Annotated in this window: 11 protein-coding genes and 1 pseudogene; 9 read left to right on the top strand and 3 right to left on the bottom strand. The window is 67.9% G+C overall.

Going from position 1 to position 12,482, the window contains the following annotated elements; genetic code table 11:
- Window positions 1-429, bottom strand: a pseudogene (locus NM1_RS04885) (ATPase); the annotation flags it as partial.
- A 702-nt stretch (window positions 430-1,131) separates the two neighbouring features.
- A complete protein-coding gene (locus NM1_RS43485; protein ID WP_068014361.1) occupies window positions 1,132-2,907 on the bottom strand; it encodes a helix-turn-helix domain-containing protein in 1,776 nt (591 codons plus the stop codon).
- A 110-nt stretch (window positions 2,908-3,017) separates the two neighbouring features.
- On the opposite strand from NM1_RS43485, the gene NM1_RS04875 reads away from it, so the two are divergent.
- From NM1_RS04875 to NM1_RS04865, 3 genes are all read left to right on the top strand, one after another.
- Window positions 3,018-4,295, top strand: a complete 1,278-nt coding sequence (locus tag NM1_RS04875; protein WP_068014364.1) for an MFS transporter — start codon at window positions 3,018-3,020, stop codon at window positions 4,293-4,295.
- Window positions 4,296-4,446: 151 nt separating this feature from the next.
- The gene (locus NM1_RS04870; RefSeq protein WP_068014359.1) at window positions 4,447-5,493 is read left to right on the top strand and encodes an MCE family protein; all 1,047 of its coding nucleotides are present in this window, start codon (window positions 4,447-4,449) and stop codon (window positions 5,491-5,493) included.
- 10 nt (window positions 5,494-5,503) lie between these two features.
- Window positions 5,504-5,722: a KOW domain-containing RNA-binding protein gene (locus tag NM1_RS04865; RefSeq protein ID WP_246011442.1), complete on the top strand. Its 219-nt coding sequence runs from the start codon at window positions 5,504-5,506 to the stop codon at window positions 5,720-5,722.
- A 354-nt stretch (window positions 5,723-6,076) separates the two neighbouring features.
- On the opposite strand, the gene NM1_RS04860 is transcribed toward NM1_RS04865, so the two are convergent.
- Complete coding sequence (locus NM1_RS04860; RefSeq protein WP_484203126.1) at window positions 6,077-7,255, bottom strand: NsdA family TPR-like regulatory protein; 1,179 nt, start codon at window positions 7,253-7,255, stop codon at window positions 6,077-6,079.
- A gap of 561 nt (window positions 7,256-7,816) precedes the next feature.
- Here NM1_RS04860 and NM1_RS41910 point away from each other — a divergent pair.
- The 6 genes from NM1_RS41910 (at window position 7,817) to NM1_RS04835 (ending at window position 12,380) form a co-directional block, all read left to right on the top strand.
- Window positions 7,817-8,170: a hypothetical protein gene (locus tag NM1_RS41910; RefSeq protein WP_147289030.1), complete on the top strand. Its 354-nt coding sequence runs from the start codon at window positions 7,817-7,819 to the stop codon at window positions 8,168-8,170.
- 254 nt (window positions 8,171-8,424) lie between these two features.
- Entirely contained in the window at window positions 8,425-8,985 is a 561-nt protein-coding gene (locus tag NM1_RS04855; protein WP_147289029.1) for a hypothetical protein, read from the top strand.
- A gap of 172 nt (window positions 8,986-9,157) precedes the next feature.
- Window positions 9,158-9,685, top strand: coding sequence for a DUF3558 domain-containing protein (locus tag NM1_RS04850; RefSeq protein WP_084519168.1), 528 nt, complete (start codon window positions 9,158-9,160; stop codon window positions 9,683-9,685).
- Between the two features lie 24 nt (window positions 9,686-9,709).
- Window positions 9,710-10,084 (top strand): hypothetical protein, encoded by a 375-nt coding sequence (locus tag NM1_RS41905; RefSeq protein WP_157123839.1) that lies wholly within the window; start codon window positions 9,710-9,712, stop codon window positions 10,082-10,084.
- A gap of 3 nt (window positions 10,085-10,087) precedes the next feature.
- The gene (locus NM1_RS41900) at window positions 10,088-11,425 is read left to right on the top strand and encodes a hypothetical protein (RefSeq protein WP_068014345.1); all 1,338 of its coding nucleotides are present in this window, start codon (window positions 10,088-10,090) and stop codon (window positions 11,423-11,425) included.
- A 178-nt stretch (window positions 11,426-11,603) separates the two neighbouring features.
- Window positions 11,604-12,380: an ESX secretion-associated protein EspG gene (locus tag NM1_RS04835; RefSeq protein WP_068014344.1), complete on the top strand. Its 777-nt coding sequence runs from the start codon at window positions 11,604-11,606 to the stop codon at window positions 12,378-12,380.
- Window positions 12,381-12,482: the final 102 nt, after the last annotated feature.

Here is a 12,482-nt window from a genome sequence, read left to right as displayed (position 1 = left end):
CGGTCCCCAGCCGTCGACGCGGGTGAACGCGCCCGCCTCGTCGATCGCGGTCGCCACCGCGCCGGTCCCGGCCGTCAGCGTCACGCCGGGCGCGCCGCCGAGCGCCCCGGCATGCGCGGTGACCGCGTCGGAGGTGATCGCGACCCCCGCCACGTTCGGCAATCCCGCCAGCTGCCGTGCGAGCCGCATCCGTGCCTCCGGCGCCGCGGCAGCTCCCGCAGCACCCACCGACACCACGAAAGGAGTTGCGGGAGCTTCGATTCGATCGATAACGGCCCGAATGGCGGTGACGGCCGCATCGACGCCCCCCGCAGCCGCCAGCCCCGGCGCACCGGGCCCGTCGGCCCGCTGCTTCTCCCAACCGTCGATACGAAGCGACGCCCGGCACTTGGTCTTCCCGAGGTCGATGGCAAGAACTGTGGCACTCATGCCGAGCATCTTCGCGAACCAAGCCGGATCGCGCGGCACATGGCCAATTCTCCCCACCACCCGCCGCCCCGCCACCGCGGTCCATCATTCCGGCGCGGTGGCTCGCGATCCCGGCGCGGAGGTTCGTCATGCCGGTGCGGAGGTTCGTGATCCCGGTGCGGTGGCCCGTCATGCCGGTGCGGCGGCGCGCGATTCCGGTCCGGAGGTTCGTGATTCCGGCGTGGTGGCCCGTCATGCCGGTGCAGTGGTTCGTGATTCCGGTCCGGGTGGCCCGTCATGCCGGTCTGGTGGCTCGTGATTCCGGTGCGGTGGTTCGTGATCCCGGTCTGGTGGCTCGTCATGCTGACACAGTGGCTCGTCATGCTGGCACAGTGGCTCGTCATGCTGGCACAGTGGCCCGTCATGCCGGACCGGTGGCTCGTCATTCCGGCACGTTTTTGGCCGAAATCCGCACATGTCGGAGGTGGATCCCGGCCACAAGCACGCCGGAATACGGGACCAGCCACCGGGAGTACGGGGTGGACCGTCACACCCCGTGCCTTCGTGGACCACAGCGCCGCAATCCCGGGGACTGCCGCGTCGGGACCTCGGGGCCACCGCGCCGGAAACTCGGGGACTGCCGCGTCGCGACATCAGGTGCCACTGCATCGGGAACTCGGGGATCACCGTGTCGGGAACTCGGGACCAGCGCGCCGTGACCACCTACTGGTCGGCGGAGCGCAGATTCGCGCACCCTGTATTGGTTCTCGCACTCTCTACAACCGCTTGTACGGGGTGCGGGAACGTGTGCGGGGTGCGGGAGTTGGGGCTCTGCCGACCGGTAGGTGGTGGGCTGATGGTGGTGGGCTCGCCCAGGCGGGAAGCTATGTAGTGGGCGGTGGCGGGGGTGATGCCGGGGACCCCGGTCAGGGTGGTGAGCAAGGTGTGGAGGGGCTGGGTTCGGTCGAGGTGGATGTCGCCTTCGGCGACGGCGCGCGCGAATGTTTGGACAGTGCGCGCGATTTCGGAGGGCAGGTCCAGCCCGGTGAGGTCGGCCTCGGCGAGAGCGCGCGGCGGCGGGAACAAATACCCGAGCCCGAGCGGCGCCAGCCCGGGCACCGCGGTGCCGTGGCGAGCAACGATACGGCCCACCAGCTGGTTCGCCCCCGCATGGTCGGGCTGGTTGGTCCCCGCGTGGTCGAGCGGATTCGCGCTCGCGTGGTCGAGTCCGGCATCTGGGTGGTCGCGTTGGTTGGTGGCCGTGTGGTTGAGCGGATTCGCGCTCGCGTGGTCGAGTCCGGGGGCATCTGGGTGGTCGCGTTGGTTGGTGTCTATGTGGTCGGGCGGATTCGCGCTTGGGTTGTTGGGCTGGTTCGTGGTGGTGTGGTCGGGCTGGTTGGTGGGTGTGTGGTCGCGTTGGTTGGTGTCTATGTGGTCGGGCGGATTCGCGCTTGGGTTGTTGGGCTGGTTCGTGGCTATGTAGTCGGGCTGGTTCCTGCCTGTGTGGTTGAGTTGGCTTGTCTCGGCAGGGGTGAGGTTGCTCGTTGCTGTGTGGTCGGGGCGGTTCGGCCTTGTGTGGGTGGGGCGGGTTGGTTGCTGGGCGAGCCCTTGTTCGACCAAGGTTCGTACGGCGGTTTCGTAGGCGTCCCAGGTGCCTGGCGGCTGTCGTAGCGGGGTATTGCTGGCGTGGTCCTCGGTCGGCTGTGTTGGGGTGGTGCGGTCCAGGGCGAAGATGTGTCGGGCACGGCGCACCTGGTGGATCAGACCGTGTAGGTCGGGGAGGTGGGCTCGGAGGAGCAGGCTGCCGTCGGGGCCGCGGAATATCTCCAGCACCCCCGGGTGGCCGTCGACGGTGATCGTGCGCCGATATGTTCCGCCGTCGACGTGCTCGACGCCGGGGATCGCGCGCTCGGCGAGGTAGTCGAGCATGGGCTCGAAGTCGAGCGGCTGTCGGTCGCTCAGGCGCAGCAGCAGCCCGCCGTCGGCGACGAGGCGGTCGGTCGACCGGCGGCGTTTCCGCAGTGCCGTGGGGGAGGCGTGGAAACTTTCGTGGAAGGCCCGGTTGAGCTGGCGGACGCTGCCGAACCCGGAAGCGAACGCCACGTCAAGGACGGTGAGATCGGTGTCGTCGAGCAGTCGGCGGGCGAAGTGCACCCGGGACGACCGGGCGAGCTGGTCGGGCGTGATGCCGAGGCTGTCGGCGAACAGGCGCCGCAGGTGCCGTGCCGACGCACCGAGCCGAGCGGCCAACTCGGCCTCGCCGCACCCGTCGAGCATCCCGTCGACGATGAGCCCCACCGCCCGGCACACCAGCTCCGATCCGGGCGGCCCGACCGGCGGTTCGCCCCGGTAGGGCCTGCATCGCAGGCACGCCCGATACCCCGCGGCCTCGGCCGCCGCCGCCGTGGTGAACACCCGCACGTTCTCCGGCTTCGGACGGCCGCCGCACCCCGGCCGACAGTAGATCCCGGTGGTGACGACTCCGGTGAAGGTGCTCATATCCCCATGATGGCCGCGCCGCGGGGGCGGGATCGGACACATCCGGACACCGCCCCGACATGTCCGAATGCGGCCAGACCGCCGCAAACAAGATCAGCACAGTCGACGGCATGCCGACACGAACAACCACCGCCCCGCCGGATGCCCCGACCCACACCCCGGCCGCCTTCTTTCTGACCGCCGCCGCCCTGTGCGCCTTGATCGCGGGCACCGAAATCCCGACGCCGCTGTATGTGCTGTACCGGGGCCGGTTCGGGCTGTCGGACACGATGCTCACCGTGATCTTCGCCGTCTACGCGTTGGCGTTGATCCCCGCGCTGCTGGTCGGTGGCCGCTTGGCCGACCGCTTCGGCCGGCGGCGCCTGGTGCTGTTCGGCCTGGTCCTCGCGGCGCTCGGCGCGGGCACGCTGGCCGCGGCGACCGGGACCGGATGGCTGCTGGCGGGCCGCGCTGTGCAGGGCGTGGCGGTCGGCGCCGCGACCGGTGCCGCCACCGCGGCGCTGGTCGAACTGGATGCCCTGTCGTGCGCGGCCAGCGCCGGTCTCGAGGGCGAAGGCCACGCGCCGGACCGGCACCACCGGGCGGCGTTGTTCGCGACATCGGCCGTCGCGGTCGGCGGGGCGGCCGGTCCGCTGCTGGGCGGGCTGGCGGCGCAGTACCTGTCCGCGCCGTTCGCGCTGAGCTACCTGGTCGAATCCGGCCTGCTGCTGGTGCTGGCGCTCGGCCTAGCTGCCGTCGGCGCCTGGCCCGTGTCGCCGGCCGGGGAGACCGCCGCCGGGCTGCCGGGCGCTCCCGCCGGGCCGCAGACCGCCGCCCGTCGGCCGGGCATCCCCGCCGACATCCGAATCCCCTTCGCCCGCATAGGGATCACCGTCTTCGCGGCCTGGTCCGTCGGCGCGCTCTACACCTCGGTGGTGCCGTCCTACGCCGTGGAACTGCTGGGCACCCGCAACCTCGCGATCCTCGGCGCGGTCGCCTTCGCGATGCTGGCCACCGCGGCGGCCACGCAACTGACCCTGCGTTCGATACGTCCTCGCCTCGCGCAGACGGCCGGGCTGCTCCTGCTGGCGGCCGGGCTGGCGGCGCTCGTACTCGCCTTTCCCGCCCGGTCCGCGGCGTGGCTCGGCACCAGTGCGATGCTCGACGGAATCGGGCTCGGCCTCGCATTCCTCGGCGCCCAGTCCGAGCTCAATCGGATCGCGCCGCCGCATCGCCGGGCCGAGTTGGCCGCCGCGTTCAACGTCTGCCTGTACTGCGGCGTGGCCTTTCCCGTCATCGGGGTCGGTCTCCTCGCCGATGCGGGCTCGCTGTTCGCCGCCGTGACGGTGTTCGCGGCCGGTATCGGCGGGCTCGCGGTAGCGGCCGCGGTCTGGGCTGCCCGCCGCTGAATCGGCGTGCCGGGAACCCGAATTCGCCGCTGCCGGGTACTCTGCCCCGGCAGCAGGTTGCCCGATCATTGCCAGGGATTCGGATTCATCGGAAGTTCGAGGAGGCGTGGGTGCTCGTAGCCGTGTCGGTAGTGCCGGGCGGGCTCGGCTGATGCGCGGCGTCCGCAAGACGCTGCTCGGTTTCGGCGCCTTCGCGCTGGTCTCGATCCTGGTGACGGCGATCATCTGGAATACGCTGGCGCGCAACGTGAGTGGTCCGACCGACCGCTACACGGCCACCTTCAGCGACGTGCTGGGTCTGCGCGTGAACGACGATGTCCGCATCGCCGGGGTCCGCGTCGGCAAGGTGACCGGCATCGGCCTGGCCCGCGACGAGGCGACCCGGAAACACGTAGCGCGGGTGAGCTTCGAGGTGCAGCGCAACCAGACGCTGTACACCGACACCAAGGCGCTGGTGCGGTACCAGAATTTGATCGGCCAGCGCTACGTCGCGCTGGCGCCGGGCACCGATCCCGGCAGCACCGAGCTGCGGCCCGGGGGAGCGATTCCGCTGGCGCGGACCGAGCCGTCCTTCGATATCTCGGGCCTGCTGAACGGATTTCAGCCGCTGTTCGAGAACCTGCTGCCCGAACAGGTGAACGACCTGTCGAACACGCTGATCATGGCGCTGCAGGGCGACGGGGTGTCGCTGAGCGCGTTCATCACCCAGGCCGCCGCCGTCGCCGCCGACTTCCACCGTCGCGACGCCATTCTCGCCGACGTCATCACCAACCTCAGCGCGATCATGCAGGGGCTGGCCAAGCGCGGCGACGAGCTCGAGACGCTGATCACCCAGACCCGTGCGCTCGTCGGCGGCCTGTACGCGCAGGGGCAGTCGCTGCTGTCGTCGACGGAGCAGATCGCCACCACCGCCGACACCCTGGTGCGGACCATCGACCAGGTGCAGCCCAAGCTGGCCCCGGCACAGACCTCGGTCCGCGACGCACTCACGCTGCTGCTCGACAACGGCGCCAAGCTCGACCAGGCCGCGGTGGACCTGCCCTCGATCCTGTCCGACATCGGCCGTTTCACCCAGAACGGCGCGTACGCGGATGCCTACATCTGCCGCCTGGACATCTCGCTGTACGGAATCCTGTTCCCGCGCGGGCTGTGGTCACAGATCGGCGGGCCTTCGCAGTCGGCGGTGTGCAGGCCCTGAGGGGTGTAGCGTGCTGCGCGTGGGGAGTTCCGAATATGTGCCGGGCGATGTCGTGTACATCCCGGAGGGGCCGTTCAACGGTATCTGCGGGGTTGTGCGGGAAGTCGACACGCGTAAAGCCAAGCTACGCATCGACTTCGGTGAGGGGATCGCGCACCGTGAGGGGAATGTGCTGCGGGAGCGGAGGCATCGATTGACCGTCGGGTTCGATGAGGTCGAGCTTCTTTAGCGGGCTGTGAGGATTAGGGCCACGTTCCCCTCGCGTGGTCGAAGGGCTGAGATCTCGAGTTCGGTAGCGGGCCAAGGGATCAGCGGTCTGACAGGTTTCGGCGTTGGTCGAAGGGCGCGGGCTGGGGGCGGACCAGAAGGCTGATCGGTGCGGACTGCCCGGAATCGAGTGGCGGCCGAAGTGCCTGGTGCGGAGCGGGATACGAAGGGTCGAAGAGGGTGGGGGCAGGCGAGGACGCCTGCCGCGTAGGCGGCCTGCCGGATTGGTGTGGGTCAACGAGGGGGAGGGTCAGGCGAGGACGCACGCGGCATAGGCGGCCTGCTGGATTGTTGTGGGTCGACGGGTGGGGGAGGGTCAGGCGAGGACGCCCGCTGCATAGTCGTCCAGTTGGCGGACCGCGCGGGTGGATGCCCAAGGCTTCATTTGAGCCCTGGCATCGGCGTACAGCTGCCGGACGCGGTACGAGGTCCACCCTCGAGTGAGGTCGATTGCCTCGTGTGCTGCCTCGCATGCCCGGTCGATGTCGACCTTCGCAATGATCTGTGCCAGATCGAGACTGCCCTTCGCTCGATCGCGTTTCATGTGCGCGGGGATCAGCGGCAGCGTGGCCTCCACCGCATCAGCTGCGGCATTGAGCTCCCCGGATAATGCCAGGCACTGCGCGGTGGTCTTACCGGTGGCCCACCGTGACTGGTAGTAGCAGTACGACTCGTCCGGAGTCGTCTGCTCGGCGTAATCGTCGGTGACACGGTCCAATTGCGTCCACGCGTCGTGATTTCGGCCAACCGTTGCGAAAGCCTTTGCCGCGCACAGCCTTCGGAAGTCGATGACGCGACCGTCGTCCACGGGTATCACCAGCATCGCATCCGCCAGGTCGGCGGCACGCGAATATTGATGTGTTGCGACGGCCAATTTCGTTCGATAGCAGAGGATTCCGGTCGCGACATTGGTGTCTCCGGCCTCCTCCGCATGCCGGTAGGCCAGTTGGAACAGCTCGTCGCCGCGTTTCACATCGCCCTGGTCCCACACTGCCCACGCCGTGCTCGCGGTGGCTTCGCCGGTCAGTGACTGCAGCGCGGGTTTCAGGCTCGCGGGGCAGTCGCGCAGCAGTGCGGTACACGTCTGGGCCTGTGCTTCGATGATCGGGCGTGCGGCACTCGAGCCGAGCTTGTCGTCCAGCTGGACCGCCGAATGGACGGTGGTTCGAAGGTGCTCGATCGCGTCAGCGCTCACCACGGGTGTGTCCTCACCCCGCAGGGCCGACATGCCAACTACTGCCGCAGTCGAGGCCAGGAAGTCTCGCCGGTTCACGTCCGGGTCTCCCGTCAGTTCGTAGAAACGCCTCTTTGCCCCATGGTCCGCGTTGATCAGAAGCCTGTCCAGGTGCGATTGGAAGCCGAGACTCACATTCGCCTCGGGTCGGCTCTCCCAGAAGCTCACCGTGCGCTGCGCACACGTCAGCTCGTCCGCCAATTGCTGCTGCGTCTTTCTGGTCGCGTCCCGCAGAGCCTTGACGTGCCTCCCGGTCCACATCGTCACATCCGCCACGGCACCCCTGCCTGCCTGTTGCTACCGATTGCTGACGCCTGCGTAGTGCTTACCTTCCTCCTCCATTGTGACCTGGGCAACATCTATCACGTGCTCGGTGGTCGGAAAGCCGGGACCGCCGAAGCACTTCCACCCGAGGAAGGCCGACCGAAAATGTTGCCCGAACAAGCCCATCCGGTGCTGATGACGCACGAAGCACCCCCGCCGGGCCGGAACTGGACCGTCGCGCAAGCCCATGCGGTGATGCAGGTGCACAAGGAATGCCCGGTAGCGACCTGCCCAGCGCTCCGGTACGCCAAATCCGTTCTGGTACAGGCGAACCGAATGATCCCCGCCGACGCTCCCCATGTCGGGAGCTGACCGTGCGGGGTCATGAAGTGCCCGGCCTGTGCGGTCACGATTCGTGGTGGCGGGCCGACCAGTGCCACCAGCCCGCGATCTGTGTCCGCTCAGGCCGGGTAACTCGATCGACAACCGCTCGCCGCGTCGGAGGTCTACCGGGCGCCAGCGGCTTTCGGGTAGTCGAGAACGCGTCGGGGTAATGCGATGAATCCACGCGCGTACGGCATTGTGCGCCTTGATATCGCGCGGTCCTCGGCGGACGGATACGTCGCGGATATTCGCGCTATGGCCGTGGACCGGCAGTGGGACCTGCGAGCGGTGTTCGTCGAGCCCTCCGACGCATGGTTTCCGCTGCTCGTTTCCTCGCTGGGGTTGTCCGGTACGGGGCTGGTGGTCGTGCCGTCGTCGCTGCATCTCGGCGGATGGATGGATGTGGTTCGGCAGTCGGTGGACGTGTGGACGCTGTACCCCCGATTGTGCTGGCCGCGAAGGACTCTCGGCTGCCATGAAGGGGGACATGCCGATGAACGAGGCCGCACAGACTCTCGGTTGCCATGAAGGGGGACATGCCGATGAACGAGGCCGCACAGACTCTCGGTTGCCATGAAGGGGGACATGCCGACGAACGAGGCCGCACAGACTCTCGGATGCCGTGAAGGGGGCATGCCGGTGAACGGGGCTGTACGGACTCTTGGTTGCCGTGAAGGGGGCATGCCGGTGAACGGGGCTGCACGGACTCTTGGTTGCCGTGAACGGGCGTACTTGTGAACGGGGCCGCCCGGAACGAGGACCTGCTCGAGTACATTCGCCGGGTGAGCGCCTGCGAGTGCTCCGCGCTCGACGCGGCGATGCGGGGCCTCGGCGACCGCGAAATAGCGGTGCTCGCAGGACAACTCACCAAGGTCGCCGCGCATATCGCGGCCAGGGTGGGGAGCGCCCGCGGGCTGCCCCCGCCGGGGACGCTGCCCGGTGCGGGCGCCGATCGGATCGACCTCTCGGCGCAGCCGACCGCGGTTCCCGTGACCGCCATGTTCGTGCGGAATACCTTGTTCAAATGGCAGTGGGGCGATGTGCTGGTCGATGCCGAACGCGCGGTCCGGGAAATGACGAATTGCTTCGTCGCCGCCCTCGATGCCTGCGATCTCGGATATCCGACACGAATGAGCGTCCGACTGCGCGCGGTCTCCGCGGGAAGGCTGATCGTAGAACTGCATGATTCCGTCGAGAATGCCGCCGCCATTGCGGGCTCCGGAAATCTGATCAGCAAGTACGTGGAGCGGATCAGCGCCCGCTGCGGGCAATACCGCACCGGCGGCCGCACCGTGCTCTGGGCCGAACTCGGGCGGCCCGAACTGGCATCGCGCTGGATCTAGACGTCCGGAGCGGACGGTGCTCCACCCGTCTCCCACCGATCCCTACACACCAGGCTCCTCGCAGGTCACAAGGCCCTGACGGGGTGATCATCGTGGATCGGCATCGGACAACCTGGTTTGGTAAGGTCGAGCGGTCCAGATGCGGCAATGATCTAGCTGAAGGGGGCGGACAGTGGCACGCCGACTTGCGATTTTCCTGCTGGCGGCCATGGTCCCGGCAATGGCGGCCTGCAACGACGGGGGCGGGAACGGGACATCGGGCTCCGCGACGGCCACTGCCGAGGCGAAGCTGTGGGATCCGTGCACGCAGATTCCGGATGATGCGCTGGTGCGGGCGGGGGTGGATCCGAAGACCGAGGAGAGCGGGATCGCGGGTGTCCACCAGAGCGGGTGGGAGATCTGTAACTGGAAGGGTAAGCAGTACACGCTCAGCGTGCTTTCTGGGAAGCGAACTGCTGATGAGATCGTGAACAAGGAAGGCAACGTCGAGCAGCAGGACGTGGTAGTCGCGGGGCGTGCAGGCCGACAGTTTCGCGTAAACGGGGGAACCAAAGATCTGACCTGCGACGTAGTGTTCCCGGCAACCCAGGGCGCTGTCGAGTTGACGCTCATCAATAGGGCATCACTCGACAACCCGGAAAACCCGTGCGCGCTTCTGGGCCGTGTAGGCGATCAACTGGTTCCGATACTGCCGAAATGAATTCAAAGGGAGGGGACGGGCAACATGAGCGGTGACGACTTACAGAAATGGCAGCAGCTAGCCGAACAAGCTCGTGCTGGGGATCTGTATCTGGACGATGAGGCTGCCGCCCGTGAATGTCTGGCCGCCTGCGACCAGAGGATTGCCGATCTGGAAGGCATGATCCAACTCGCTGCGCTTACTCAACGTGTCTCCGGTTTCGGTGATTTCGATATGGGCCATGCATTGGAGACTGGCTTCCGTAAACAAGCTGTCGGGGAACCGAACTCGATCGATCAGATCATCAGGGACCACGTCGACACCGTGAAGAACATGCGCGAGGTCATGGCTCTTTCCATCAAGCGCCTCACCGGCCAGGACGTCTCCAACGCCGGTGCTATCACCCAGACGGGCGGGTAGATCATGACCTACCCCACCTTCGGCATCCCCGACTTCACGTTCCCGACCATCCGCCACGGCCTGACCAGTTGGATCGCGGGCGAGGACGTCCCCGACGACACCGACCCCGGCGACGTGCAGGACCGGTACAACCGCCAGCGGGACAGCGTCCGTGCCGGGGCCACGAATATCGGCTTCGAAGGCGCATTCCGCCCCCGGTCGGTGAACAGCACCGACAACTTCGAACAGCACGACCTGGCAACTCTGCGCGGGAAGGTCGACAAGATCGACCTGAATGCGGTCGGCGACCTCATCGCGGCCTGGCGTCAGATCGGAACCAAGGACACCACTTCGCTGCAGACCTTCCAGCAGGCGATGACCAAGGCCACCAGCGAGGAGATCTGGCGCGGCGAGGCGCGCAATGCCGCCGCGCAGGCGGTCACCGACTACACGACCCAGGCCTCCCAGGTCTCGAAGGCCGCCACGCTGACCGGTAACAAGCTGGAAGAACTGCGGACCGGTCTGCAGCCCACGAAAGACCTTGTGCCCCATGTGCCCGAGCACCGATCGGGCATGAGCAATGTCCGGCACCTCATCGCCGGGCGGGGATGGAAGAACGACGACTCGGCGTACTACAACGCCTACACCGAGGCGAAGCGCGTCCTCACGACCGTCTATGCCCCCGTGGTCCACGAGAGCGATACCAACGTCCCGGTCATCCCGAAGCCGAACGAGCAGAAGCCCGTAACACCCGGCGACCAGCCGCCACCCGTGACACCCGGCGGAAACACCGGCGGCCCGAACTCGACCGGAGGTACGAACGGTAACGGCGCGACGAATCCGGCCGGACAGGATTCCGGCGCGCAGGATCCGAATTCCGAGAACCCGCAGTCGAATTCGACGGACAGCGGCCAGTCCACCGGCTCGGAGGATTCGGGCCAGGGCACGAGTACCGACCCCGCCTCCGCCACGACATCCTCCGGCGTGGATCCGAACGCGTCTTCGGGCGCGTCCGGGCCGCGCGGTGTCGGCGGCGGTGGTGTCGGTGGTGGCGGCGGCGGACTGGGCGGCGGCTCGGCCGGGACAGGCGGATCGGGCGGTGGCGTCGGCACCAGCGTTCCCCTTGCGGCGCAACCGGGTTCGGCGTCCGGCAGTGCGGGGCGTGCTGCGGCCTCGGCGGGCCGTCCCGGAGCCGGTGGCATGCCGGGCATGGGCCCCGGCGCCGCGGGCCGCGGCCAGGGCGACAAGGAAGAGGAACGCAACAAGGGCATCCCGGACTACCTGATCACGCAGGAGCACGGCGACGAGCTGACCGGCATCCCTGACCTTCCGAAGAACGTGCCCCCCGTCCTCGGTGAATGACGGAAGTCATGCCGTCTGGATGCGAGAGTCGATGTGCCGCACGGCTTTCGGAGCCCGCATCGGATGGACCTGCCGGTCGGCGCGGTCGGCGGTGGAGGTACGAATACGCAGAGGTGCGTCGTAGCAGGTGGATTCGCCGCGACCGGCGGCGGATGAGTGATGGTGCAGGGGTTCGGCAATGAGCAGTGACAGACGGTGGCGGTTCGAGGCGGTCGAATTCCGCGTGCTGTGGGATTCCACGGGACGGGATGTGCTGCCGTACCCACTGGTGCATCGGTTCCTCGCCGAACCCACGCTGGAGGACGTGCACCGCACCCGGCAGCGCGTCGCGCGCACCGTATTGCAGCAGCTGGACGACGATCTCGAACGTGCCTGCGGGATACTGCTCGAACCGGAGGTCCGCGTCGAGGTGGCCGGGTTCCGCGGTCGCAATCGTGAGCACAGGATCCGCATGCACGGCGCCGTGCACGACGGGTACGGGGTGCTCCTCGTACAGGATCCGGGCCCGGACGATGGGGTCGGCGGCGACGTGCACCTGTCCCTGTTCCCCGCCGACCGCCTCGCCTCCGCCTTGATCGCGTTGCTTCCCGAATGCGCTGCGGGACAGGGGAAACCGCTGTCCATTCCGATGGAAGACCTGGAGCGTCCCGCCGGGCACGTCCGCGACCCCTGGGTCGTCGGCCCGAAGGAACAGCTGGCCCGCTTCTTCAACCGCCCGACCACCGCGACCTTCCACATCGCCGTCTACCCGTGGGGCAGCGCCGACAACCGGCACACCAACGGCCGCAAGGACTTCCAGATCACAGACTTCGCCGACGACGGCCGCTACGCAATCTTCGGCGACCGCATCCTCAGCGTGAAGCCCACCGACTCCACCCGCATGACCGCCCAGGTCCGCCAGATGCTCTCCCGCACCACCACCGAGGTCCGCTCCGGCACCCACCCCCGCCCCTGACCACCCACACGGTCGGCCCGGCCAATCCCGCCACGCCGGCACCACCGCGACTCTGTTTCCCGCACCCCTTGTTGATTCCCGCACGCCTTACAGAGCCTGCGC

This window comes from Nocardia mexicana NBRC 108244 (assembly GCF_001613165.1).
Lineage (GTDB): Bacteria > Actinomycetota > Actinomycetes > Mycobacteriales > Mycobacteriaceae > Nocardia > Nocardia mexicana.
Note: the sequence above shows the minus strand (reverse complement) of the source record. Positions and strands in the feature narration are given on the sequence as shown.